Source organism: Pseudomonas viridiflava (assembly GCF_001642795.1).
GTDB lineage: Bacteria > Pseudomonadota > Gammaproteobacteria > Pseudomonadales > Pseudomonadaceae > Aquipseudomonas > Aquipseudomonas viridiflava.
Map to the genome: position 1 here is coordinate 1 of NZ_LKEH01000024.1, position 23,574 is coordinate 23,574.

Below are 23,574 nucleotides of genomic sequence, written 5' to 3' on the forward strand. Positions count from 1 at the left end.
TTGATCGCCAGCCTGACCGAGCAGGGCTTTCCGGTGCTGGACCTGACCGACAACGAACTGGCCAAGCTGCACATCCGCCACATGGTGGGTGGACACGCCGAGCGGGTCAGCGATGAAGTGGTGCTGCGCTTCGAATTCCCCGAACGGCCCGGTGCGTTGTTCAACTTTCTTAACCGGCTGGGCGGACGGTGGACCATCTCGATGTTCCACTACCGNACGAGATCGGCTATCCGTACTGGGATGAAAGCGAGAACCCGGCGTATCGGTTGTTTTTGGGCTGAGGCCTTAAAGCTGCGTACGCCGGGACGCGGAGCGTCCTGAGCGGCATGCCCACGCGGAGCGTGAGGAACGATCTGTGTAAGGGCTGAAGTTATACCGATCGTGCCCACGCGTGAGGAACGATCAGTGTGAGGGCTATAACCGCTAACGCAGGTCTGACTGCTAGACTCAACCCGCCCGATTCAAGAGGAAGACCCTGCAATGGAACCCGTCACCGCCCTGAAAACCCTGCACATCGCTGCCATCACGCTGTTGCTGCTCAGCGTTCTGTTGCTGGCCAGCGGCGTCATCAAGGTGCGCCTCGAAGGTGATGCGACCATCCAGACCCGTCTGCTCAGGCGTCCATTGCTGTTCTTCTGGCTGCTGATGGCGGTCTGTCTGGCGATTCTGCCGTTCAGCGGCTGGTGGCTGGTACATTCGATAGGTTTGTCGCTGGGGCAGACCTGGGTGTTGGGCAGCAGCGTGCTCTACACGGTGGGCCTGTTCAGCTGGGTATGGCTGGTGGCAAGGCTTAACCGATTGCGCCTCGGGGCGCGGACCGACAGGCGCGGCTTCACCCTTGCACTGGCGATCATCAGCGTGGTGTGTTTCGTCGTGATCGCCGGTCTGATGGGCTTCAAACCGGCGTAAGCACTGGCTGAATCAGTGACGCAGCGTGATCACCGGCCAGCCGCGTTGTTCGGCTTCGGCGCGCAGTTTCGGATCGGGATCGACCGCGACCGGATTGGCGACTTGCTCCAGCAGCGGCAGGTCGTTCATCGAGTCGCTATAGAAATAGCTGTCCTCAAGGCTGAACGCGTTCTCTTCCAGCCACAGATTCAACCGTGTGACCTTGCCTTCACGGAAGCACGGAATGCCCGTCGTGCGGCCGGTATAACGGCCATCGATCATCTCGCATTCAGTGGCCAGCAGCGTCTCGATCCCCAGTCGCTCCACGATGGGTGCCGTCACGAAACGGTTGGTCGCGGTAATCACCACCAGCTTGTCGCCCGCCGCACGGTGCTTGGCGATCAACTCCATAGCCTTGGGCAGCATGATCGGTTCGATGCAGTCACGCATGAATTCACGGTGCCATTGCGCCAACTGTTCCATCTCGGTCGCGCCCAGAATCTCCAGTGTGAAGTTCAGGTAGTCGGTCATGTTTAACGTGCCGGCCAGATAATCCTGATAGAACTCATCGTTACGGGTTTTGTAGGACGCGGTGTCGAGGATGCCGCGACGGCACAGATAATCACCCCAGGCGTGATCGCTGTCGCCACCCAGAAGCGTGTTGTCGAGGTCGAATAGTGCCAGGCGCATGCGGTTACTCGCTGAATTAGCTGAAAAAAGAGCATCAGAATACGAGGTTTTCACAAGTCTTCACATAAGGTGACAAGCCTCGTTGCTGGTTTGATCGCCTTTGTGGAACAATGCGGCGACATGCGTTTGCGAGGTTGTTGCCGTGATCGACCCCGATGGTTTCCGTCCTAATGTCGGGATTATTCTGACAAACGATGCTGGTCAGGTCCTATGGGCTCGGCGTATTAACCAGGATGCCTGGCAGTTTCCGCAAGGGGGAATCAACCCACAGGAGACGCCGGAAGACGCGCTTTATCGTGAGCTGAATGAAGAAGTCGGACTCGAACGACATGATGTGCAAATACTTGCCTGCACCCGGGGCTGGTTGCGCTATCGTCTGCCGCAACGACTGGTCCGTACTCATAGCCAACCGCTGTGTATCGGCCAAAAGCAGAAATGGTTTCTCCTGCGCCTGATCTCCAACGAGCAGCGGGTGCGGATGGATTTGACCGGGAAACCGGAGTTCGATGGCTGGCGCTGGGTCAGCTATTGGTATCCGCTTGGCCAGGTGGTGACATTCAAGCGCGAGGTGTATCGACGCGCACTCAAAGAGCTTGCCCCGCGCCTCTTATCGCGCGACTGACACGGAGTTCGACCCCGAGCCATGCTCAATACGCTGCGCAAGATCGTCCAGGAAGTTAACTCCGCCAAGGATCTCAAGGCGGCGTTGGGCATTATTGTGTTGCGCGTAAAGGAGGCCATGGGCAGCCAGGTCTGCTCGGTCTACCTGCTCGATGCCGAAGCCAACCGCTTTGTACTGATGGCCTCCGAAGGCCTCAACAAGCGGTCCATCGGCAAGGTCAGCATGGCGCCGAACGAAGGCCTCGTGGGCCTCGTGGGCACGCGCGAAGAACCGCTGAACCTCGAAAACGCCGCCGATCACCCTCGTTATCGCTACTTTGCCGAAACCGGTGAAGAGCGTTACGCGTCGTTCCTGGGTGCGCCGATCATCCACCACCGCCGTGTGGTCGGGGTTCTGGTGATCCAGCAAAAGGAGCGCCGCCAGTTCGATGAGGGCGAAGAAGCCTTCCTCGTCACCATGAGCGCGCAGCTCGCGGGCGTTATTGCTCACGCCGAAGCCACTGGCTCGATCCGGGGTCTGGGTCGCCAGGGCAAGGGTATTCAGGAAGCCAAATTCGTCGGCGTGGCCGGTTCGCCCGGCGCTGCGGTCGGTGTGGCGGTGGTCATGCTGCCGCCTGCCGATCTGGAAGTGGTTCCCGACAAGACGGTTACTGACATCGCGGCCGAGCTTGCGCTGTTCCAGAACGCGCTGGAAGGCGTGCGCAATGATATGCGCACCCTGTCTGCCAAGCTCGCCACGCAGCTGCGCCCCGAAGAGCGCGCGCTGTTCGACGTCTATCTCATGATGCTCGACGATGCCTCGCTGGGCAGTGAAGTCACCAACGTCATCAAGACCGGCCAGTGGGCCCAGGGCGCCTTGCGCTCGGTGGTCAACGAACACGTCAAACGTTTCGAGCTGATGGACGACGCCTACCTGCGCGAGCGGGCCTCGGACGTCAAGGACCTGGGTCGCCGCCTGCTGGCCTATCTTCAGGAAGCGCGGCAACAGGCGCTGGTCTACCCCGACAACACGATTCTGGTCAGCGAAGAACTGTCGCCGGCCATGCTCGGTGAGGTGCCGGAAGGCAAGCTGGTCGGTCTGGTCTCGGTGCAGGGTTCCGGCAACTCTCACGTCGCGATTCTGGCCCGGGCCATGGGTATTCCGACGGTCATGGGCCTGGTGGACTTCCCGTACTCCAAGGTCGATGGCATTGACCTGATCGTCGACGGCTACCACGGTGAGGTCTTCACCAACCCTAGCGACATCATGCGCAAGCAGTTCGGCAAAGTGGTCGAGGAGGAGCGTCAGCTCTCCCAGGGCCTCGATGCGCTGCGTGAGCTGCCGTGCGTGACGCTGGACGGACATCGCATGCCGCTCTGGGTCAACACCGGCCTGCTCGCCGACGTGGCGCGTGCTCAGCAGCGTGGCGCCGAAGGTGTTGGGCTGTATCGCACCGAAGTGCCGTTCATGATCAACCAGCGCTTCCCGAGCGAAAAGGAACAGCTGGCAATCTACCGCGAGCAGCTGGCGGCGTTCCATCCACTGCCGGTGACCATGCGCAGCCTGGACATTGGTGGTGACAAGGCGCTGTCGTACTTCCCGATCAAGGAAGACAACCCGTTTCTTGGCTGGCGCGGCATTCGTGTGACCCTCGACCACCCGGAAATCTTCCTGGTTCAGACCCGCGCGATGCTCAAGGCCAGTGAAGGCCTGAACAACCTGCGCATTCTGCTGCCGATGATCTCCAGCACCCACGAGGTGGAAGAAGCGCTGCACCTGATCCACCGCGCCTGGGGTGAAGTGCGTGACGAAGGCACCGACGTGCCGATGCCGCCCGTGGGGGTGATGATCGAAGTCCCGGCGGCGGTCTATCAGACTCGCGATCTGGCGCGTCAGGTGGACTTCCTGTCGGTCGGCTCCAACGACCTGACCCAATACCTGCTCGCGGTCGACCGCAATAACCCGCGTGTCGCCGACCTCTACGATTACCTGCACCCTGCGGTGCTACAGGCCCTGCAAAGCGTGGTGCGAGACGCCCATGCCGAAGGCAAGCCGGTCAGTATCTGCGGCGAAATGGCGGGCGACCCAGCGGCCGCAGTGCTGTTGATGGCGATGGGCTTCGACAGCCTGTCGATGAACGCCACCAACCTGCCGAAAGTGAAGTGGATGCTGCGCCAGATCAACCTGAGCAAGGCCAAGGACCTGCTGGCGCAGTTGATGACCAATGATAACCCGCAAGTCATCAGCAGCTCGCTGCAACTGGCACTGAAAAACCTCGGCCTGTCGCGGATGATCAACCCAGGGTCCGTGAAAGGGCACTAGAGCCTGCCGATGGGCGTTCCCATGTTATGTCTCATGGGTATATTCAGCTCTTATCAGCACCGCCGGACTGTGGGAGGCGGCTTGCCGACGATGAACGATGACGCGTTCTTTCTGATATACCGCGTCGCCTTCATCGCGGGCAAGCCCCCTCCCACGGCCCAGTACTCATATCCTCAACTCAACCTCACCCAGCCGCCCACCCTGCGGCCCGAAGCTGTGTTCGACCATCTGCCCCGTGCCGTCGGCGTTGACGATCAGTACGGTGCTGGCGCGGGTGCCGTAGTTGGGGCTGGCGATGAACACGCTGGACAGCAGCTTCTCGGTGGCAAGGCCCACGCCGGTTTCAGGCAGATCAGCGTCTGCGGCAGGCTGCGGATCCTTCAGCAGGTCCAGTAATCGTTCGGGCCGAGGGTCATCCAATTGCGCTGTCAGTGCTGCTCTGGCCTTGAGCAGTTTGGGCCAAGGCGTGTTCAGGCCTGCGTTGGACAGCCCGTACACGCCTTCGCCCAGCAAGCGGGGCGTCGGGTTGGTCGAGCTCAGGTAATACAACTGCACTGCGTCACCCGCCAGCAGGTTGAAACCCGTGTACTCACTGGCGCGCGCAGCCATTTCGGCCACGTAATCCTCGGGCGATTGCTCACCCGCCAGAAACTTAGCCACCAGCTCGCCACGCGAACGCAGGCCCAAAGTCTGGCCCGGATCACGAATATTGGTCACAGCGGCAAAGCGCCCCAAGGCACCGATGCCCATCCAGGTGCCGCCAGCTTCGAGGTCTCGCCCTGCATAAACGCTCGGCATGTCCTCCCACTGGCTCAGTGGCCGGGTAGGGCGCGCATAGAATTCGTCACGATTGGCCGCCACAATCAGCGGCTGGGCCTGAGACGGCCGCCAGGCGAATACGATCAGACACATTCGGTTCTCCTTTTTCCTGAACTGTACGCAGCTTTGACCAGTGGCCGCTAGAGCAACCGGCCGGGCTCCGGTAACATGCCCGCCTGATTCAGTCGCCCGCACGGGCGTTCCAATTGAGGATACGCAATGCTGCCTTACCCGCAGATTGACCCGGTAGCCGTTGCCATCGGCCCGCTGCAAATTCACTGGTACGGTTTGATGTACCTGGTCGGCATCGGTGGCGCATGGTTGCTGGCGTCACGTCGCTTGAATGCATTCGACCCGACCTGGACCAAGGAAAAACTTTCCGACCTGATTTTCTGGCTGGCCATGGGCGTGATCGTCGGCGGACGGCTGGGCTATGTGCTGTTCTACGACCTGTCGGCCTATATCGCCAATCCATTGCTCATCTTCGAGGTCTGGAAGGGCGGCATGGCGTTCCACGGTGGCTTTGTCGGCGTCATGATCGCGGCCTGGTGGTTCGGCAAGCGCAACGGCAAAAGCTTCTTCCAGTTGATGGACTTCGTTGCACCGCTGGTGCCGATCGGTCTGGGTGCCGGGCGTATCGGCAACTTCATCAATGCCGAGCTGTGGGGCAAGCCGACCGATGTGCCGTGGGCAATGGTGTTTCCGCCGTTCAGCGACCCTGCGCAACTGGCGCGCCATCCGTCGCAGCTGTATCAGTTCGCACTCGAAGGTGTGGCACTGTTTATCATCCTTAATCTTTATGCGCGTAAACCCCGCCCGACCATGGCCGTTTCTGGCATGTTCGCGCTGTTTTACGGCATTTTCCGTTTTGTGGTCGAGTTCGTCCGGGTGCCGGACGCACAGCTGGGCTATCTGGCGTGGGGCTGGGTCACCATGGGTCAGATCCTGAGTCTGCCGATGATCATCGCCGGTCTGTTCCTGATCTGGCTGGCCTACAAGCGCGCTCCGGCGTCTACCAACGCAGCGGTCTGACACCGAAACGCCGCATGCTCGCGTGCGGCGCTTTCAACAAAGCAGGTGATTTATGAAGCAATATCTGGAACTGGTCGCACATGTGATCAAGCACGGGACCTTGCAGTCCAACCGTACCGGCGTGAACACCATCAGCTTTCCGGGTGCGATGCTGCGTTATGACTTGCAGGAAGGTTTCCCGGCGATCACTACCCGTCGCATGGCTTTCAAGTCGGCCATCGGCGAGATGGTCGGTTTTCTGCGTGGCGTGAGCAATGCGGCCGAATTCCGCGAGCTGGGCTGCAAGGTCTGGGACCAGAACGCCAACGAAAACGCTCAGTGGCTGAACAACCCGTTCCGCAAGGGCGAGGATGATCTGGGCGAGATCTACGGCGTGCAGTGGCGCAAATGGCCTGCCTACAAGCGCATCGATGCGGCCAATGTCGCCGCGATTGAACTGGCGCTCGGTCAGGGTTATCGCCAGATCGCCGAATCCGAAGAAGACGGCCAGGCGTTCGTGGTGCTGTACAAGGCCATCGATCAGATTCGCCAGTGTGTCGACACCATCATCAACGATCCAGGCAGCCGCCGGATTCTGTTCCACGGCTGGAACTGTGCACAGCTGGATGAGATGGCGCTGCCGCCTTGCCACCTGCTGTACCAGTTGCATCCGAACCCGCAGACGCGTGAAATCTCGCTGACCCTCTACATCCGTTCGAACGATCTGGGTCTTGGCACGCCGTTCAACCTGACCGAAGGCGCCGCGCTGCTGAGCCTGATCGGTCGTCTGACGGGCTACACGCCGCGCTGGTTCACCTATTTCATTGGTGATGCCCACGTGTACGAGAACCATCTGGACATGCTCAACGAGCAGCTTACCCGCGAGCCGTTCCCGATGCCGAAACTGAAAATCTCCGACCGCGTGCCGGAGTTTGCCAAGACCGGTGTGTATCAGCCGGAGTGGCTGGAGCTGATCGAGCCGTCTGACTTCACGCTGGAAGGGTATGAGCATCACCCGGCAATGACAGCGCCGATGGCGGTTTAAGCCCCGATCCTGATCGTTCCTACGCTCCGCGTGGGAATGCCTCTCGGGACGCTCCGCGTCCGCTCTGGAATGTGACCCAGAGCGTCACGGCTGCAGGCCCACGCAAATGGACGCGATCAGTGGGGGGATCAGGCGATCAGCTCAAACCAGAACGATCTGGTTCTTGCCCTGGCGTTTGGCCTGATACATCGCGGCATCGGCGCGGCCGTATAGGGCTTCCAGGCTGTGGTCGTCCTGGGTCAGGTTGGTCAGGCCCTGGCTGGCCGTGATGCTGAAGGTGCTGGTGCCGCACTGGAAGCTCTGGCGCTGGATCTCGCGTTGCAGGCGCTCTGCGATCTGCATGGCCATTTCCGGTGCGCAGCCGGGAAAGACCGCTGCAAACTCTTCACCGCCAATACGTCCGAACAAATCCCCGCGCCTCAGCGCTGAGCGACCGCTCTCTGCTATGCGCTGCAGCACGGTATCGCCTTCCTGGTGGCCGTAGGTGTCGTTCACCAGCTTGAAATCGTCGATGTCCAGCAGCAGGAAGGCCAGTGGCGTGCCGTTCAGGCGTGCCAGCTCGAACTCGCGCTGGGCGCATTCGAAGAAGTGGCGTCGGTTGCTGCTCTGGGTCAGGACGTCGGTGGTCGCGAGGCGCTGCAGTTCATCCTCGAGCTGTTTCTTCTCGGTGATGTCCTCGGCAATGCCCACCACGACCAAGCGCTGCGCATCATCGGTCTGGCGACTGACGAAGCACTTGTCGCTCAGCCAGCGCACTTCACCGTCGGCGCGGATGATGCGGTATTCGCGGTCTTCAATGGCGCCTTTCTCGATCACTTCGCTCAGGCTGCGCTCGGCGTAGTTGAGGTCATCCGGGTAGATGCTGTCGCGCCACTCGCCATAATCGGCCAGCAAAAGCCCTGCAGAGCGCCCAAAGATGCGCTCGTAGGCCGGGCTGACGTAAATCATGCGCTGGGTTTCCCAATCGAACGCCCAGAGCACAGCGTTGACGCTGACCAGCAGCGAACTGAACAACTGTTCACGCTCGCTCAGACGCGCCACCTCTGCCTGTGCATGCATCAGGGCCAGCAGGGTTTCAGCGGCGGCGGGCATTTCTGTAGCGGAGGTGACAGGGCTTTGCTTTTCCATAAGGCGACGTCTCAAGCAGCGCGCAGCCAGTGCTTGCACGCTCTCCCATTCACAGCGGGAAAGACGATCAGATGTTTTAAAAGGGGGGAAGTTCCGAAACCGGCATGCCCGCAAGGGGCACGCCGATCAACGGTGTCAGGCTTGAGCCGGGCGCAGCGAGTAGGTTTTCAACTGATCGGCGAAGTCGCGCAGGGACTGAATGCCACTGGCTTCGGCTTCGTGAATCCACTCTTTCATGGCTGACAGCATGTCGTGACCGTTGGTGCTGGTCTTGACCCAGATCTGCTGCAGCGCGAGGCGTTTTTCGTAGATCACCTTCAAGGCCTGGCTGTGTTCCAGCATGGTCTGGATGCGCACGTGGTGTCTGTCGTCCAACAGGCTGGTCTCGCGGGACAGCAGGCGCTTGGCACGGTGGAACTGATGGCGGACCGAGGCATCGGCCTTGGCCAGCTCCTGAGCAACCAGCGGACCGATCACGACCTTGCGGTACTGGGCCATGATCTGGAAGCGGTTGTTGAGGATGGCCATCGCGGTGTCCATGTCCAGATGTCCCTTGCCTTCGACCCGATGGGCGATAGGCGCGACACGCTGCACCTTGGCCAGACGCAGGAAGCTGAACACTTTGATCCACGCCCAGCCCATGTCGAATTCCCACGGCTTGACCGACAGCTTGGCCGAATTCGGGTAGGTGTGGTGGTTGTTGTGCAGTTCTTCGCCACCAATGATGATGCCCCACGGCACCAGATTGGTCGCCGCATCACGGCACTCGAAGTTGCGATAACCCACGGCATGACCCAGCCCATTGACCACGCCAGCGGCCCAGAATGGAATCCACATCATCTGGATTGCCCACACGGTGATACCGATAGCACCGAACAGCGCCAGATCGATCACCGCCATCAGGGCGATACCCAGCAGTTTGTAGCGCGAGTACAGATTGCGTTCGATCCAGTCTTCCGGGCAGTTCTTGCCGTAGATGCGCAGGGTGTCTTCGTTCTGAGCCTCTTCGCGATACAGCTCGGCGCCCTTGCGCAGGACGGTAGACAAGCCTTTGACGACCGGGCTGTGCGGGTCGTCGACGGTTTCGCATTTTGCGTGGTGCTTGCGGTGGATGGCGGTCCACTCGCGGGTGTTCTGCGCCGTGGTGAGCCACAGCCAGAAACGGAAGAAGTGCTTGAGCCCCGCATTGAGTTCCAGGGAGCGGTGAGCTGAGTAGCGGTGCAGATAGACCGTGACGCCGACAATCGTCACATGGGTCATGGCCAGTGTGACTGCTATTACCTGCCAGACGGAAAGGTCGAGCAAACCGTTGTACCACATAGGCTGTTTGGCCCTCGTAAAGATACGCGTGAAGAAAAAAGTAACAGCTGCATTATCACTGACATCCCACAGAAAACCAGTCACGCTTTTAGATAAGAGTCGCAGGATGTTTCTTGCTTTATAATTGCGCTCCTTTCATAAGGCCCTGGATTTTCTTATGACGGACTCTACTGACGGAGCGCTACGGACGGCCATTCTGTACGGCATGCTGTCCGTTCTGTGGTTGCTGGCGTTCGATTGCCTGCTGCCGCTTTTCATCGAAGATCCGGCTCATTTGGCTATCGCGCAGCGAGCAGGCGGTTACGGATGGGTGTTGATAAGCGCGGTCATGCTCTTCGTCGCGCGTGACCGTTTGATGAAAGTCATCACCGGCAAGGCACAGGTAGCGCGTCATCAGGACGATCACGACCAGCTGAGACTGGCTGCCGCGGTGTTCGACAGTACCCTGGAAGGGGTACTGGTGACCGACGCGAAAGGGCGGATCGTGCACGTCAACCGGGCGTTTGTGGACATTACCGGCTATCAGCCCGATGAAGTGCTGGGTTTCAACCCCAGCAAGTTCCAGTCCGGCCGCCACGGTGCGGAGTTCTATCGGCAGATGTACCGCTCGATCCTCAGCGCCGGTCAGTGGAGCGGCGAGATCTGGAATCGGCGCAAGAGCGGCGAAGTCTATCCGCAGTGGCAGACGATCCGCAGCATCAAGGCCGATGACGGCCAGCCGAAAAACTTCGTCGCGGTGTTTTCCGACATGACCGCCATCAAGCGTTCCGAGCAGGAACTGGCTCAACTGGCCCATTACGATGCGCTGACCGGCCTGCCCAACCGTCTGCTGCTCACTGACCGGATCAGTCAGGCGCTGACGTCTGCCCGTTCCAGCAAGCGCGGCTGCGCGCTGCTGTTGATCGATCTGGACCATTTCAAGAACATCAATGACAGCCTCGGCCACAATATCGGCGATGAAGTGCTCAAGGCCATTGCCGCTCGACTCGAAGGTGTGACCGAGAGCGACATGACCCTGGCACGGCTGGGCGGGGACGAATTTGCCTTGCTGGTCAAGAACTGCCCGCAGATGGTCCAGGCAGCGGCTCTGGCGCAGCGGGTCAGTGAAGTGCTCAAGGCGCCATTTACAATCGCCGGACAGCAGCTGTTCATCAGTGCCAGCCTGGGCATCAGCCTGTTTCCAGGCGATGCGCTGACTGACCAGCAATTGTTGCGCAATGCCGACTCTGCGCTGTTCAAGGCCAAGAGCAACGGCCGTGACGGCTATGCGTTGTACACCGAAGAACTGACGTCCCACGCCCGTCAGCGGGTGCAGCTGGTGAGCGAACTGCGCCACGCCATCGAACATCAGGAATTACGCGTCTTTTATCAGCCGGTTCACGATCTCGCCACGCGCTGCATCGTGGGTGTCGAAGCGCTCGTGCGTTGGCAGCACCCATCACGGGGCATGGTTTCACCGGGGGAATTCATTCCGGTGGCCGAGCAGAGCGGGCTGATTGCCGATATCGATGCCTGGGTGCTGGAAACGGCATGTCGGCAGATGCTGGCCTGGCAAGCCTGCGACGTGCCGATCCGCTTTGTGGCGGTCAATGTTTCCAGTCGGTTGTTCAGCACCGGTGATCTTGATCGTCAGGTCAGCCAGGTGCTGCGTGATACCGGCCTTGATCCTGCCTTGCTGGAGCTGGAAGTGACTGAAAGCGCAGTAATGGAAGACCCCGAGCAGGCCATCGAGCAGTTGCACCGGCTGCGCGAGTTGGGCCTGAGTCTGGCCATCGATGACTTTGGCACCGGTTATTCCTCTCTGCTCAGGCTCAAGCGCATGCCGGTCCAGAAGCTGAAGATCGATCAGGGCTTCGTGGCGGGACTGCCGAGCGATGACGACGATATTGCCATCGTGCGCGCGGTCATCGCGCTGGCGGGCAGCATGGGCATGCGAGTGCTGGCCGAGGGCATCGAGCAGGCCGAGCAGGCGGCGTTTCTGTTCGACAACGGGTGTGAGTTGGGCCAGGGCTACTGGTTCGGGCGACCCGTGCCTGCCGAATCGATCAATTGGACACATGCCCCGGCGTTCACGACAGCCCCGGTCTAAGGGGCTCTGACGCGCCTGATTCATGCTCTGGCCGGACGTGCAATGCGTTCCGCCATGGCGTGGAATCTCTTAATTTCTTTTGGTTATATCTGCATTCTTAAATAGTCTTTTTAAGAATATCTGCACCTCACTACTATTGCCTCATCGCCACATGCCAGCGCTTCGGGTGCGACGGCAGGCTCCACTTTCAAGGAATACGATAATGAGCGCATCTCTACGTAGTGTTGACGGTCAGGACGAAGCGGCAATCTTGCGTGAGATTCAGAGTGCGTTGCGTGACCTGCGCTTTGGCGCCGTCGAGATCACCGTGCACAACGCACAAGTAGTGCAGATCGAGCGCAAGGAAAAATTCCGTTTGCAGAACCCTGGTAACAAGCCGAGCTGATACAGCGCCGTATGAAACAACCGAATGCGATGCACCCCCTGACAAGCAGCGCGCCGGTGTGAATCTCACGCTGGCGTGCGACGAAGAAATCAAAAAAAGCCGACACACAGAATTTGCAGGAGCTTCACCTATGTCCATTCGCCGTTTTGCCCTGGCCGCTCTCGCCAGCGCTGTATTCGCAGGTTCCGCTGTCGCCAAGGACTACGAGTTGCTCAACGTGTCTTACGACCCGACACGTGAGCTATATCAGGAATACAACGCCGAGTTCGCCAAGCACTGGAAGCAGTCCCATCCGGACGACACCGTGACCATCAAGCAGTCCCATGGTGGCTCGGGCAAGCAGGCCCGTGGCGTGATCGACGGCCTGCGCGCCGACGTCGTGACCCTGGCGCTGGCCGGTGACATCGACGAGATCGCCAAACTGGGCAAGACCTTGCCTGAAAACTGGCAGACGCGTCTGCCTGACGCGAGCACGCCGTACACCTCGACCATCGTGTTTCTGGTGCGCAAGGGCAATCCAAAAGGCATCAAGGACTGGGGCGACCTGATCAAGAAAGACGTGTCGGTGATCACGCCCAACCCGAAAACCTCGGGCGGCGCGCGCTGGAACTTCCTGGCTGCCTGGGCCTATGGCCTGAAGGCGGGCGGTGGCGACGAAGCCAAGGCCAAGGAATACGTGCAGACCCTGTTCAAGCATGTGCCGATTTTGGACACCGGAGCGCGCGGCTCGACCATCACTTTCGTTAACAACGGTCAGGGTGATGTGCTGCTGGCGTGGGAAAACGAGGCGTTCCTGGCGCTGAAGGAAGACGGTGGCGCAGACAAGTTCGACATCGTCGTACCGTCGCTGTCGATTCTGGCCGAGCCGCCGGTCGCCGTCGTCGACAAGAATGCCGAGAAGAAAGGCAACACCGCCGTGGCGACCGAGTACCTGAAACACCTGTACAGCAAGGAAGGCCAGGAAATTGCCGCGAAAAACTTCTATCGTCCACGTGATAAAGAGATCGCCGCCAAATACGAGAAGCAATTCCCGAAACTGGATCTGGTGACTATCGACAAAGACTTCGGCGGCTGGAAGACTGCGCAGCCGAAGTTCTTCAACGACGGCGGCGTGTTCGACCAGATTTATCAAGCGCAATAAAACGCATGACGATACCGCGCAGCTCTCGATGGGCGCGGTATCGCAGTGATGGTCAAACAGCCCGGATCAACGTCCGGGCTTCGTGCAAGTAAAACCAGGGACTTCTATGTCGCGTCGTATCTCCCCCGTCATACCCGGCTTCGGGCTGACGCTGGGCTACACCTTGGTGTACCTCAGTCTGATTGTGCTTATACCGCTGGCCGCCATGTTCGTGCATGCCGCACAGCTCACCTGGGATCAGTTCTGGACCATCATCACCGCCCCTCGCGTACTGGCGGCGCTGAAGTTGAGTTTCAGCACAGCGTTCTACGCCGCTGTCATCAACGGCGTGATCGGTACGCTGCTGGCGTGGGTGCTGGTGCGTTATACCTTCCCCGGACGCAAGATCATCGATGCGATGATCGACCTGCCTTTTGCCCTGCCGACCGCCGTGGCCGGTATCGCCCTGACAGCGCTGTATGCGCCCAATGGCTGGGTCGGGCAGTTCGCCGCTGATCTGGGTTTCAAGATCGCCTACACCCCGTTGGGTATCACTCTGGCGCTGACCTTCGTGACGCTGCCGTTCGTGGTGCGCACCGTTCAACCGGTGCTGGCCGATATCCCGCGTGAGGTCGAGGAAGCCGCTGCCTGCCTGGGTGCCCGTCCGCTGCAGGTGTTTCGCCACATTCTCGTGCCTGCGCTGCTGCCAGCCTGGCTGACCGGCTTCGCGCTGGCCTTCGCTCGCGGCGTGGGCGAGTACGGCTCGGTCATCTTCATCGCGGGCAACATGCCGATGAAAACCGAAATCATGCCTTTGCTGATCATGGTCAAGCTCGACCAGTACGACTACACCGGCGCGACCTCCATTGGCGTTCTGATGCTGGTGGTTTCCTTCATTCTGCTGCTGCTGATCAACCTGCTGCAGCGGCGCATCGAAACCCCATCCTGAGGAGGCGAGCATGTCTTATTCATCGGTTTCCGCTGCAGCCTCCGCCAACGACGCACGTCGTGGTAACGCTGTTGCTCGTCGTATCCTGATCGGCCTTGGCTGGCTGATCTTCGCCCTGTTTCTGGGGCTGCCGCTGTTCATCGTGGTCTCGCAAGGCCTGAAAAACGGTCTGGGCGCCTTCTTCGAGGCGGTGCTTGAGCCGGACGCGCTGTCGGCGCTCAAGCTAACGGTCATTGCCGTGCTGATCTCGGTGCCGCTCAACCTTGTGTTCGGCGTCAGTGCCGCGTGGTGCGTGAGCAAGTACTCGTTTCGTGGCAAGAGCATTCTGGTCACGCTGATCGACCTGCCGTTCTCGGTATCGCCGGTCATTGCCGGTCTGGTCTACGTGCTGATGTTCGGCGCGCAGGGCCTGTTCGGGCCGTGGCTGCAGGATCACGACATCCAGATCGTCTTCGCGCTGCCGGGCATCGTGCTGGCAACCATCTTTGTGACCGTGCCGTTCGTCGCGCGTGAACTGATCCCGCTGATGCAGGAGCAGGGCACGCAGGAAGAAGAGGCGGCGCGCCTGCTGGGTGCCAACGGCTGGCAGATGTTCTGGCATGTGACGGTGCCGAACATCAAGTGGGGCCTGATCTATGGCGTGGTGCTGTGTACCGCGCGGGCGATGGGTGAGTTTGGCGCGGTGTCGGTGGTGTCCGGCCACATTCGCGGCGTTACCAACACCCTGCCGCTGCACGTCGAGATCCTCTACAACGAATACAACCACGTTGCCGCCTTTGCGGTGGCGAGCCTATTGCTGATCCTCGCGCTGTTCATCCTGCTGCTCAAGCAGTGGAGCGAATCCCGTATTAACCGTCTGCGCCATAACGCGGCGGAGGAATAATCATGTCGATCGAAGTCCGTAACGTCAGCAAGAGCTTCAACGCCTTCAAGGCCCTGAACAGCATCAATCTGGACATCCAGAGTGGCGAACTGGTTGCCTTGCTTGGCCCGTCAGGCTGCGGCAAGACTACCTTGCTGCGCATCATCGCAGGCCTGGAGACCCCGGATGCCGGCAGCATCGTGTTCCACGGTGAAGACGTCTCCGGCCATGACGTGCGTGATCGCAACGTCGGTTTCGTGTTTCAGCATTACGCGCTGTTCCGCCACATGACCGTGTTCGACAACGTCGCGTTCGGCCTGCGCATGAAGCCCAAGCGCGAACGTCCCAACGAGACGCGGATTGCCGAGAAGGTTCACGAACTGTTGAACATGGTGCAACTGGACTGGCTGGCCGACCGCTACCCGGAGCAGCTTTCCGGTGGTCAGCGCCAGCGTATCGCGCTGGCCCGCGCCTTGGCTGTGGAGCCCAAAGTGCTGCTGCTGGACGAGCCGTTCGGGGCGCTGGACGCCAAGGTCCGCAAGGAGCTGCGTCGCTGGCTGGCGCGTCTGCACGAAGACATCAACCTGACCTCGGTCTTCGTGACACACGATCAGGAAGAAGCCATGGAAGTGGCGGACCGCATCGTGGTGATGAACAAGGGCGTGATCGAGCAGATCGGCTCGCCGGGCGAGGTGTATGAAAATCCGTCCAATGACTTCGTGTATCACTTCCTCGGCGACTCCAACCGCCTGAGTCTGGGTGATGAAGGCCACGTATTGTTCCGCCCGCATGAAGTGTCGTTGTCACGCCAGGAACTGGAAGACCACCACGCCGCCGAAGTCCGCGACATCCGCCCGCTTGGCGCGACCACGCGGGTCACGCTCAAGGTCGAAGGGCAGAGCGAGCTGATCGAGGCTGAAGTGGTCAAGGATCACGACAGCCTTGTGGGCCTGGCGCGGGGTGAGACCCTGTTTTTCAAGCCTAAGGTCTGGCAGAAGTTGTAAGGCAGTCGGGCTGATCGTGCTTGTTTGAACGACCCGGTACTGAGCGTGCCCATCGCTCCGCATGGGCATGCAGCCCGTGACGCTCTGCGTTACATCAAGAGCGGACGCAGAGCGTCCCGAGAGGCATTCCCACGCGGAGCGTAGGAACGATCATCACACTATATTGATGCGCCCACGCGGAGCGTAGGAACGATTACCCGTTCGTTAAACCGCAGCCTTGCGCACGTTGCGCCCCACCGGGCCGGCACGTTCTTCGATGGCGTGCTGCAAAGGTTTCAGCAGGCCCATCAGGAATGCCAGTTCCGCCACCACGAACAGCGGGCCGATGATCAGGCCGGTCACGTCATCGATGAATGCCGGTTTGCGGCCTTCGTAATAGTGGCCGATGAACTGGATGATCCAGCCAACGACAAACAGCCCCACGCCCGCACTCAGCCAGACCATGGTCGTCTGTTGCGCCAGATTCGCGCCTGCCCAGATGCACAGCAGCAAAAGTACCGCCATCACCACGCCAAGCACCCGGTCCAGTCGCAGATAAAACACGGTCGAGGCCAACGTCACCAGTGCCGCGGGCGATAGCCAGATGCCGCCCACTGACCAGCCTGGCCGGGACAAAAGTACGGCCACCGCCAGAACAATCAGCGGGATACCTATGAAGTGGGTCACGATATTGCGTGAGTCGCGGTGATAGGACGCGTATTGGCTGAGATGATCGACAAGGTTTTTCATTATTATTCCTGCCTGAAGCGCTGATCCGGGTTGATCACCGTATCGCCTTTGCAATACGACTGCCTGAAAAACAAGGGAGCAAATATGACAAATGGAACGTTATGGCGGTCACGATTGCTGTCCGATTACTGGTTTTCCAATCTACCTGCCGGTTTGCAGGATAGCCTGCTGGACGCCGCTTTCCAGATTCGCAAGACGCCCGGCAAGGCACTGTTCAAAAAAGGCGATCCGGCGTGCGGTCTTTACGTGTTGGTCGAGGGCAGTGTGCGCGTCGGCCCTGCTGCTGATCAGCGTCTGGTGCCGCGTCTGGAACCCGTTCGCCTGCCTTGCTGGTTTGGAGAAGTGTCGTTGTTCGACGGGCTGCCGCGCAGGTTCGATGTGGTGGCGCGGGAGCAGACGATCTTTCTGCATGTGCCCCAGCGCGTGCTCATGGAGCTGCTTGATCAGCATCCGCAGTACTGGCATTCGTTTGCCGGTCTGCTCAGCCACAAGCTGGGCCTGCCGATTCCGCTTTCTGATGAGATGGCCCGATTGCCCGCCAGGCATTGGGTTGCGTGGCGCCTGCTGATGCTGTCCGAGGGTTATGGAAGTCTCAGTCATGCGCGGCGTCTGGTCACGCTGGACGAAATCCAGCCGCCTGAGGATCTATCTCCGACCGTTTTGCTCGACGTGCTGCAGGACCTGCACCAACGCAGGATCGTGCGTCTGGGGGAGGGGCAGCTGGAAGTCTTCGAAGTGGAGAAGCTGCGCAAGGTGGCGAATTACTCCAAGGCCAGTGCCGTGTGTTGAAGGTGCGCCCGACGCTGATCGTGCCCAATCTCTACGTGGGCATGCAGCCCATGACGCTCCGCGTCACATCAACAAATGATCATCAGCGCATCAAATCACTTCGGTACTGCCCTGGCGTCATGCCGGTCCAGCGTTTGAAGGCGCGGCTCAGGCTGTCGGTGTCGGCGAAACCCAGCAGATAGGCGACTTCGCTCAACGAGCTGTGCGGGTCGCTCATGTGCATCAGCGCCAGATTCTGGCGGCACTGATTGAGCAGCAAATCATAGCGACAGCCTTCGTCGGCCAGGTGCCGTTGCAGGCTGCGCGGGGTCAGGTGCAGGGCTTCGGCGATGCTCTCGGCCGAGGGTTCGCCGTCCGGCAGCAGGGTTTCGATGGCCGAGCGCACACGCTGCTCCCAGATCAGCGATGGCAAGGGTTCTGCGCTGGGCACCTGTTCGGTCAGCACGATCGGGTTTTCGTCCAGGTGACTGTCGAAGTCCTCGCAGGCAAATTCCAGCCGATTCTCCGACGCCGAGAAAAACAGCGGCGCTCGAAACAGCTCATGCCAGGGCTGCGGATTTTCAGGCTGTGGACGTTGGAGGTGAATGGCCAGCGGTGCGTAGTTTCTGCCCAGCCGGTTGCGGCAGGTGCGCACATAAATGGCGGCGAAGGCATCCAGTAGTTCATGAGTCGGTAGCTGGGCGGACGTCGGCGCGGTAAAGCGAAATTCGTAACGCTCGCCCGCGGCTCTGAAGTCCAGTTCAAGTGAATCTTCGGCCATCGAGTGATAGCGCACGATGCGTTCGAAAACCTCGCGCAATGAGCCGCTGGCCACCAGCGTGTAGCCCAACGCATGAAAACTGGTGGGGCTGACAAAGCGCGAGACCCGCAAACCCAGCGCCGGATCGCCACTGGCCTGCACAGCCAGTTGCCAGAGCTTCGCGGTGGCGCTCGCTGCGAAGCTGGCCTCGGGATCATTGAGCCGCTGCGTATCGATTCCCGCTGCCTTGCAAAAGTCGTCACTGTTCAGGCCAAGCGCATCCAGTTGCTTGCGCAGCGAACGGGTCCAGCTGGCGAGGCTGCTTGGCTCAGGCATGCGGGCGACCCTTCCTGTCTTCGATTGGCATTCAACGTCGGTCTTTGCCGACAAGGCATCAATGGGCAACTCCTTTGCCTGACGCTGCCTCGAGAGAATGGAAGCTTTTGTGACACTTTTGCAAGTACTGCCTGACTGAATGCAGCGCTTTGCACGCAATGGCAATCGGCTATGCGCGAAAACCTCTTGTCGTCGTATGACTGACTTCTGGCTGCTCAGCTCGACGAGTGATTTTTCTATAGAGAACGTTGCTCACAGTCGAGTTCGGCATTTGACACGCTCATGGCAAATGACTATAAATGCGCCATGTTGTACGACAACGTATGGCTTTCAAAAATTACAACCATAAAAATAATTCAAAGAGTAACAAAGCTCATGTCCAGCGCTCATATCCCGCCCAGGGATCACTCACCATGGTGTGAAAAATACGGAAAAACCCCCGTAATTCGCTCATTGTGCATGCATAAAACCTTTTCAGCTTCAGTAACCTGACGTTACAAAATCCAGCCGCCCCTCGGTCAAGGCTGCGGGACGCTCGTCGCCAATCCAAGAATAAGCAGGGTGAAGAGATGAAAGTAAAAGGCATTCGGTGGTGGATGGTCGGGCTGGTCACAGCCGGTCTGGTCGTCAACTACCTCGCTCGCAATACATTGTCTGTCGCAGCGCCGACGCTCATGAGTGAGCTGAGCATCTCGACCGAGCAGTACGCGCACATCGTGGTCGCTTGGCAGATGTGCTACGCCCTGATGCAGCCGGTTGCCGGCTATATCATCGACGCCATCGGCACCAAGATGGGTTTTGCGATCTTTGCCGTGGCCTGGTCTGGGGCTTGCGCGGCGGCGGCGTTTGCCACCGGCTGGCAGAGTCTGGCGATCTTTCGCGGTCTGCTCGGCCTGACCGAGGCAGCGGGGCTGCCTGCGGGCGTCAAGGCCACCACCGAATGGTTTCCGGCCAAGGAGCGCTCGGTCGCCATCGGCTGGTTCAACATCGGCTCGTCCTTCGGCGCCCTGTTGGCGCCACCACTGGTGGTGTGGGCCATCCTGCACAACGGCTGGGAGCTGGCGTTCCTGATCGTCGGCGGTCTGGGCATTATCTGGAGCGGTCTGTGGTTGCTGCTGTACAAGCACCCTCGTGATCAGAAACGCCTGAGCGATACCGAGCGTGATTACATCCTCAGCGGTCAGGAAGCACGCCTCAAGGACGCTCCGGCGCAAAAGGGCAGCTGGAAAAAATTGTTCAGGAATCGCAATTTCTACGCCATCGCCTCGGCGCGGATCCTCTCCGAGCCTGCCTGGCAGACCTTCAATGCCTGGATTCCGCTGTACCTGATGACCGAGCGGCACATGAACATCAAGGAAGTCGCGATGTTTGCCTGGCTGCCCTTTCTGGCGGCAGACATCGGCTGCGTCCTGGGCGGCTACCTCAGCCCGCTGTTTCACAAGTACTGCAAGGTTTCGCTGTTCACCTCGCGCAAGATGGTGATGCTGTTCGGCTGCTTCTGCATGATCGGCCCTGCGTGCATCGGGCTGGTTGCAAGCCCTTACACCGCCATCGCGCTGCTGTGCATCGGTGGCTTCGCGCACCAGACCCTGTCGGGCGCGCTGTATTCCATTACCTCGGACTCGTTCGGCAAGAACGAAGTCGCAACGGCCACCGGTATGGGCGGCATGTTCGGCTTCCTTGGCGCAGCGGCGTTCACCATGGTGTTCGGTGTGCTGGTCACCAAGATCGGCTACAGCCCTCTGTTCGTCGTGCTGGCGATCTTCGACATCATTGCAGCCTTTGTGGTGTGGACCGTGGCGCGTGAAGTCACCCAGAAAGACGATCCGCTGATCGTGGATGACATCGTACCGGGCACCCGTTCCGTTCCAGCCACCTGATACGGCGTCGCACAGTTGTCACAAAGACTGGTTAACCTTCGCTCAATCTAGTTTTTTATTCAGGGCCGTTCCTTCAAGGCAGGGAGCGGTCCTTTTTTTGCCTTGATCTTTATATTCTTTTTAGGAATTAATAAATATCTTCTTATTCCTTAACGAATATATGTTCCGTCCCTATACTCGCCCCATGAACGCATACGTGCAGGAGGCGAATCCATGCATAACGAGTCGATCCGGTATCTGATCCTGCCAGGATGGCAGGGGTCCCCTGATAATCACTGGCAAACCCACTGGCAGAACAGCCTGCCCAACAGCGCGCGCGTCGAGCAGGCCGACTGGCTCAAGCCGCGCCGTGAAGACTGGGTGGGTGAGTTGCAGCGCACCATTGCTGCACAAGACACGCCCGTGATCCTGATCGCTCACAGCCTGGGTTGCGTCACCGTTGCGCATTGGGCGCAACTGGCTCCGCTGGAGACGCTGCGTCAGGTGCAGGGCGCACTGCTGGTCGCGCCTGCCGACGTGGATCGCCCGAACTGCCCGCCTGCGTTGCGCAATTTCTCACCGATACCCACCGACCTGCTGCCGTTCCCGACCCAGATTGTCAGCTCCGACAACGATCCGGCCGTCAGCTCGCAACGCGCGCTGGAAATGGCCCGTCACTGGGGCGCTGAACTGGGTTTTCTGAGCGAAGCCGGGCACATCAACGTCAAGTCCGGCCATCAGCGCTGGGAGCAAGGGTTCGCGTATCTGTATCGTCTGCAAAATCGTCTGGAGCAACACGCGCGTCGTCGCGCATGACCGGATTGCCTTGTATTGCGGGCCATCCGGCCCCGTTTTTTTAACGCCTGAGACCGTGAGCGGCCCGGGCGGGAGTGCGTCATGAGCCTTCACGAAACCTTCGGTCAGCCGCTGCTGACCTTCCCCGACTCCGACAAAAGCCCGCTGAGCATTCGTGCCAAGGCGCTGGTTTTCATCGACCCGCGTTCGCGCCAGTTGCGCGAAGAGATGGAGTTGCTGGCGCCGCGTTCGCTGCCCGTGTTGATACGCGGTGAGTCGGGAACGGGCAAGGAGTTGCTGGCGCGGCATATTCATCGCGGCAGTGATCGCTCCGGCCTGTTCGTATCCGTGAACTGCGGCGCCATCAGCCCGACCTATGCCGACGCCGAGCTGTTTGGCTACGCGGCAGGCGCACACAGCGGCTCGGTCAGCAGCCGCGCAGGCTGGTTCGGTTCGGCCAATGGCGGCACCCTGTATCTGGACGAAATCGGCGACTTGCCGCTGCCCATTCAAGTGAAGTTGCTGGCGGCGCTGGAAAATCATGAAGTCACCCGTGTCGGTGCGCATCAGCCAAGCCCTGTCGACGTGCGATTGGTGGCAGCCACCAGTATCGATCTGGCGCAGGCCGTGGCGGCCGGTAAATTCAATGAGCGGCTCTACCATTACCTGCGCGAAGGCAAGCTCGACCTGCCAGCGCTGCGCGAGCAGCCCGGCAACATCCTGCCGTTGGCCGAGTATTTCGTCGGCATTTACAGCCAGCGTCTGAACCTGCCTGTCCAGTTGGTCAGCGAGGCCGCGCAGAAGACGCTGGAAGCCTATAGCTGGCCCGGAAACACGCGAGAGCTTGAGAACGTCATCCATTTTGCGTTGTTGGTCAGCCAGGGTGATGAGATCCAGCCTGAAGACATACACCTGCCCGAACTTGCCAGCCCGCTGAAACAGATCGAGCATCAGGCTCGCAGGTTGCTCGCCGAAAACAATCCCGGCCAGCTTGCGGCACTCAGGCAGTTACTGGAAACGGTCGCGGACCGACTTGAGCAAAACCCGGCATAACCCTTGTCGCAGAGCGCTGCAAATGATTTGGAGGACGCCTTCGAGAAAAAAAAGCATAAGCATTTGCTTAAAAAGTATTTTCTCGGAATAACAAATCTCGGTAATGTCCACATGATGTCGCAGCACGGGATAGCGCCGCGGCAAACCACTGAAAAGGCGTCATTTTTTGTGACGCTCACGGATTCGCTAAGGACATTGCATGAAAAAGACGTTGTTGATGACCGCTCTGGCGGCTGCTTTCTCGATTGGCCTGGCGCACGCCGGTGAAAAACTGGTCGTGGGCGCCACGCCTGTGCCGCACGCGGAAATCCTTGAGCTGATCAAGCCGACCCTGGCCAAGGAAGGTGTGGACCTGGAAATCAAGGTCTTCACTGACTACGTTCAGCCGAACGTGCAGTTGAGCGAGAAGCGTCTGGACGCCAACTACTTCCAGACCAAGCCTTACCTGGATGGCTTTAATAAAGGGAAGGGCACCAACCTGGTGACAGGTGTTGGCGTACACGTCGAACCGTTCGGCGGCTACTCGAAAAAGTACAAGAGCATTGCCGACTTGCCTGAAGGCGCAACCGTTGCCATTCCGAACGAAGGCAGCAACGCCGGTCGCGCACTGCTCCTGCTGCAGAAGAACGGTCTGATCACCCTGAAAGACCCGACCAACGCACTGGCTACGCCGAAAGACATCGCCACCAACCCGAAGAAACTGAAATTCCGCGAACTGGAATCGGCCGTACTGCCGCGTGCACTGGGTCAGGTTGACCTGGCGTTGATCAACACCAACTACGCGCTGGAAGCCAAACTCAATCCGCAGAAAGACGCCCTGATCATCGAAGGTGCCGATTCGCCTTACGTGAACTTCCTGGTCACCCGCGAAGACAACGCCAACAGCGACGCCATCCAGAAACTGTCCAAGGCCCTGACCAGTCAGGAAGTCAAAGACTTCATCAACAAGAAGTACGACGGCGCGGTACTGTCCGCGTTCTGATTGTTGATGCGCTGATCGTGCCCATGCTCTGCGTGGGCATGCCTCCCAGGACGCTCCGC

At 59.7% G+C, this 23,574-nt stretch carries 22 protein-coding genes and 1 pseudogene; 17 read left to right on the top strand and 6 right to left on the bottom strand.

All coding sequences use genetic code 11. The features are described 5' to 3' along the window. A pseudogene (locus AO065_RS27035) lies at nucleotides 1-213 on the top strand (threonine ammonia-lyase, biosynthetic); the annotation flags it as partial. Nucleotides 214-480: 267 nt separating this feature from the next. Next, entirely contained in the window at nucleotides 481-909 is a 429-nt protein-coding gene (locus AO065_RS10200) for a DUF2269 family protein (protein ID WP_004882821.1), read from the top strand. Nucleotides 910-921: 12 nt separating this feature from the next. On the opposite strand, the gene AO065_RS10205 is transcribed toward AO065_RS10200, so the two are convergent. Further along, nucleotides 922-1,578: a histidinol-phosphatase gene (locus AO065_RS10205; RefSeq protein WP_004882820.1), complete on the bottom strand. Its 657-nt coding sequence runs from the start codon at nucleotides 1,576-1,578 to the stop codon at nucleotides 922-924. 142 nt (nucleotides 1,579-1,720) lie between these two features. Here AO065_RS10205 and AO065_RS10210 point away from each other — a divergent pair, with 142 nt between their 5' ends. After that, nucleotides 1,721-2,200 carry an RNA pyrophosphohydrolase gene (locus AO065_RS10210; protein ID WP_002555745.1) on the top strand — a complete coding sequence of 160 codons (480 nt, stop codon included), beginning with the start codon at nucleotides 1,721-1,723 and terminating at the stop codon, nucleotides 2,198-2,200. A gap of 21 nt (nucleotides 2,201-2,221) precedes the next feature. Then, on the top strand, nucleotides 2,222-4,501 hold the full coding sequence (gene ptsP, locus AO065_RS10215) for a phosphoenolpyruvate--protein phosphotransferase (protein WP_025994331.1): 2,280 nt from the start codon (nucleotides 2,222-2,224) through the stop codon (nucleotides 4,499-4,501). Between the two features lie 165 nt (nucleotides 4,502-4,666). Here the strand turns inward: ptsP and AO065_RS10220 are convergent, their stop codons facing one another. After that, complete coding sequence (locus tag AO065_RS10220) at nucleotides 4,667-5,413, bottom strand: NRDE family protein (protein WP_004882819.1); 747 nt, start codon at nucleotides 5,411-5,413, stop codon at nucleotides 4,667-4,669. Between the two features lie 126 nt (nucleotides 5,414-5,539). Between AO065_RS10220 and lgt the strand changes: the two genes are divergently transcribed. Then, complete coding sequence (gene lgt, locus AO065_RS10225; RefSeq protein ID WP_004882818.1) at nucleotides 5,540-6,352, top strand: prolipoprotein diacylglyceryl transferase; 813 nt, start codon at nucleotides 5,540-5,542, stop codon at nucleotides 6,350-6,352. Nucleotides 6,353-6,404: 52 nt separating this feature from the next. Continuing rightward, nucleotides 6,405-7,376, top strand: a complete 972-nt coding sequence (locus AO065_RS10230; RefSeq protein WP_004882817.1) for a thymidylate synthase — start codon at nucleotides 6,405-6,407, stop codon at nucleotides 7,374-7,376. A gap of 141 nt (nucleotides 7,377-7,517) precedes the next feature. On the opposite strand, the gene AO065_RS10235 is transcribed toward AO065_RS10230, so the two are convergent. Next, nucleotides 7,518-8,504: a GGDEF domain-containing protein gene (locus tag AO065_RS10235; protein WP_004882816.1), complete on the bottom strand. Its 987-nt coding sequence runs from the start codon at nucleotides 8,502-8,504 to the stop codon at nucleotides 7,518-7,520. Between the two features lie 135 nt (nucleotides 8,505-8,639). Then, nucleotides 8,640-9,824, bottom strand: a complete 1,185-nt coding sequence (desA, locus tag AO065_RS10240; protein WP_004882815.1) for a delta-9 fatty acid desaturase DesA — start codon at nucleotides 9,822-9,824, stop codon at nucleotides 8,640-8,642. A 157-nt stretch (nucleotides 9,825-9,981) separates the two neighbouring features. On the opposite strand from desA, the gene dibA reads away from it, so the two are divergent. From dibA to AO065_RS10270, 6 genes are all read left to right on the top strand, one after another. Beyond that, the gene (gene dibA, locus AO065_RS10245) at nucleotides 9,982-11,913 is read left to right on the top strand and encodes a phosphodiesterase DibA (RefSeq protein ID WP_032651182.1); all 1,932 of its coding nucleotides are present in this window, start codon (nucleotides 9,982-9,984) and stop codon (nucleotides 11,911-11,913) included. Between the two features lie 202 nt (nucleotides 11,914-12,115). Then, nucleotides 12,116-12,298 (top strand): sulfur starvation response protein OscA, encoded by a 183-nt coding sequence (gene oscA, locus AO065_RS10250; protein ID WP_003170956.1) that lies wholly within the window; start codon nucleotides 12,116-12,118, stop codon nucleotides 12,296-12,298. A gap of 130 nt (nucleotides 12,299-12,428) precedes the next feature. Next, entirely contained in the window at nucleotides 12,429-13,439 is a 1,011-nt protein-coding gene (locus AO065_RS10255; RefSeq protein WP_004882809.1) for a sulfate ABC transporter substrate-binding protein, read from the top strand. Nucleotides 13,440-13,545: 106 nt separating this feature from the next. Continuing rightward, on the top strand, nucleotides 13,546-14,367 hold the full coding sequence (cysT, locus tag AO065_RS10260; protein ID WP_004882802.1) for a sulfate ABC transporter permease subunit CysT: 822 nt from the start codon (nucleotides 13,546-13,548) through the stop codon (nucleotides 14,365-14,367). A gap of 10 nt (nucleotides 14,368-14,377) precedes the next feature. After that, nucleotides 14,378-15,250 (top strand): sulfate ABC transporter permease subunit CysW, encoded by an 873-nt coding sequence (gene cysW, locus AO065_RS10265; protein WP_004882801.1) that lies wholly within the window; start codon nucleotides 14,378-14,380, stop codon nucleotides 15,248-15,250. 2 nt (nucleotides 15,251-15,252) lie between these two features. Beyond that, nucleotides 15,253-16,233, top strand: coding sequence for a sulfate/molybdate ABC transporter ATP-binding protein (locus tag AO065_RS10270; RefSeq protein ID WP_004882799.1), 981 nt, complete (start codon nucleotides 15,253-15,255; stop codon nucleotides 16,231-16,233). Nucleotides 16,234-16,437: 204 nt separating this feature from the next. Here the strand turns inward: AO065_RS10270 and AO065_RS10275 are convergent, their stop codons facing one another. Then, a complete protein-coding gene (locus AO065_RS10275) occupies nucleotides 16,438-16,962 on the bottom strand; it encodes an Mpo1 family 2-hydroxy fatty acid dioxygenase (protein WP_004882798.1) in 525 nt (174 codons plus the stop codon). 84 nt (nucleotides 16,963-17,046) lie between these two features. Here AO065_RS10275 and AO065_RS10280 point away from each other — a divergent pair, with 84 nt between their 5' ends. Continuing rightward, entirely contained in the window at nucleotides 17,047-17,751 is a 705-nt protein-coding gene (locus AO065_RS10280) for a Crp/Fnr family transcriptional regulator (protein WP_032651180.1), read from the top strand. Nucleotides 17,752-17,833: 82 nt separating this feature from the next. Here the strand turns inward: AO065_RS10280 and AO065_RS10285 are convergent, their stop codons facing one another. Then, on the bottom strand, nucleotides 17,834-18,826 hold the full coding sequence (locus tag AO065_RS10285; RefSeq protein ID WP_004882795.1) for an AraC family transcriptional regulator: 993 nt from the start codon (nucleotides 18,824-18,826) through the stop codon (nucleotides 17,834-17,836). A gap of 596 nt (nucleotides 18,827-19,422) precedes the next feature. Between AO065_RS10285 and AO065_RS10290 the strand changes: the two genes are divergently transcribed. The 4 genes from AO065_RS10290 to AO065_RS10305 all read left to right on the top strand — a co-directional run bounded on the left by AO065_RS10290 (nucleotide 19,423) and on the right by AO065_RS10305 (nucleotide 23,515). Then, nucleotides 19,423-20,706 (top strand): MFS transporter, encoded by a 1,284-nt coding sequence (locus AO065_RS10290; RefSeq protein ID WP_004882793.1) that lies wholly within the window; start codon nucleotides 19,423-19,425, stop codon nucleotides 20,704-20,706. Nucleotides 20,707-20,919: 213 nt separating this feature from the next. Beyond that, nucleotides 20,920-21,501 carry an alpha/beta hydrolase gene (locus tag AO065_RS10295; protein ID WP_004882791.1) on the top strand — a complete coding sequence of 194 codons (582 nt, stop codon included), beginning with the start codon at nucleotides 20,920-20,922 and terminating at the stop codon, nucleotides 21,499-21,501. Nucleotides 21,502-21,582: 81 nt separating this feature from the next. Further along, entirely contained in the window at nucleotides 21,583-22,533 is a 951-nt protein-coding gene (locus tag AO065_RS10300) for a sigma 54-interacting transcriptional regulator (RefSeq protein ID WP_004882786.1), read from the top strand. 199 nt (nucleotides 22,534-22,732) lie between these two features. After that, nucleotides 22,733-23,515: a MetQ/NlpA family ABC transporter substrate-binding protein gene (locus tag AO065_RS10305; RefSeq protein WP_004882785.1), complete on the top strand. Its 783-nt coding sequence runs from the start codon at nucleotides 22,733-22,735 to the stop codon at nucleotides 23,513-23,515. Nucleotides 23,516-23,574 lie beyond the last annotated feature (59 nt).

What these genes read in the sequence shown, in the direction of transcription:
- AO065_RS10200 (WP_004882821.1), top strand. Translation starts at nt 481, where the DNA reads ATGGAACCCGTCACCGCCCTGAAAACCCTGCACATCGCTGCCATCACG.
- AO065_RS10205 (WP_004882820.1), bottom strand. Translation starts at nt 1,578, where the DNA reads ATGCGCCTGGCACTATTCGACCTCGACAACACGCTTCTGGGTGGCGAC.
- ptsP (WP_025994331.1), top strand. Translation starts at nt 2,222, where the DNA reads ATGCTCAATACGCTGCGCAAGATCGTCCAGGAAGTTAACTCCGCCAAG.
- AO065_RS10220 (WP_004882819.1), bottom strand. Translation starts at nt 5,413, where the DNA reads ATGTGTCTGATCGTATTCGCCTGGCGGCCGTCTCAGGCCCAGCCGCTG.
- lgt (WP_004882818.1), top strand. Translation starts at nt 5,540, where the DNA reads ATGCTGCCTTACCCGCAGATTGACCCGGTAGCCGTTGCCATCGGCCCG.
- AO065_RS10230 (WP_004882817.1), top strand. Translation starts at nt 6,405, where the DNA reads ATGAAGCAATATCTGGAACTGGTCGCACATGTGATCAAGCACGGGACC.
- AO065_RS10235 (WP_004882816.1), bottom strand. Translation starts at nt 8,504, where the DNA reads ATGGAAAAGCAAAGCCCTGTCACCTCCGCTACAGAAATGCCCGCCGCC.
- desA (WP_004882815.1), bottom strand. Translation starts at nt 9,824, where the DNA reads ATGTGGTACAACGGTTTGCTCGACCTTTCCGTCTGGCAGGTAATAGCA.
- dibA (WP_032651182.1), top strand. Translation starts at nt 9,982, where the DNA reads ATGACGGACTCTACTGACGGAGCGCTACGGACGGCCATTCTGTACGGC.
- oscA (WP_003170956.1), top strand. Translation starts at nt 12,116, where the DNA reads ATGAGCGCATCTCTACGTAGTGTTGACGGTCAGGACGAAGCGGCAATC.
- AO065_RS10255 (WP_004882809.1), top strand. Translation starts at nt 12,429, where the DNA reads ATGTCCATTCGCCGTTTTGCCCTGGCCGCTCTCGCCAGCGCTGTATTC.
- cysT (WP_004882802.1), top strand. Translation starts at nt 13,546, where the DNA reads ATGTCGCGTCGTATCTCCCCCGTCATACCCGGCTTCGGGCTGACGCTG.
- cysW (WP_004882801.1), top strand. Translation starts at nt 14,378, where the DNA reads ATGTCTTATTCATCGGTTTCCGCTGCAGCCTCCGCCAACGACGCACGT.
- AO065_RS10270 (WP_004882799.1), top strand. Translation starts at nt 15,253, where the DNA reads ATGTCGATCGAAGTCCGTAACGTCAGCAAGAGCTTCAACGCCTTCAAG.
- AO065_RS10275 (WP_004882798.1), bottom strand. Translation starts at nt 16,962, where the DNA reads ATGAAAAACCTTGTCGATCATCTCAGCCAATACGCGTCCTATCACCGC.
- AO065_RS10280 (WP_032651180.1), top strand. Translation starts at nt 17,047, where the DNA reads ATGACAAATGGAACGTTATGGCGGTCACGATTGCTGTCCGATTACTGG.
- AO065_RS10285 (WP_004882795.1), bottom strand. Translation starts at nt 18,826, where the DNA reads ATGCCTGAGCCAAGCAGCCTCGCCAGCTGGACCCGTTCGCTGCGCAAG.
- AO065_RS10290 (WP_004882793.1), top strand. Translation starts at nt 19,423, where the DNA reads ATGGTCGGGCTGGTCACAGCCGGTCTGGTCGTCAACTACCTCGCTCGC.
- AO065_RS10295 (WP_004882791.1), top strand. Translation starts at nt 20,920, where the DNA reads ATGCATAACGAGTCGATCCGGTATCTGATCCTGCCAGGATGGCAGGGG.
- AO065_RS10300 (WP_004882786.1), top strand. Translation starts at nt 21,583, where the DNA reads ATGAGCCTTCACGAAACCTTCGGTCAGCCGCTGCTGACCTTCCCCGAC.
- AO065_RS10305 (WP_004882785.1), top strand. Translation starts at nt 22,733, where the DNA reads ATGAAAAAGACGTTGTTGATGACCGCTCTGGCGGCTGCTTTCTCGATT.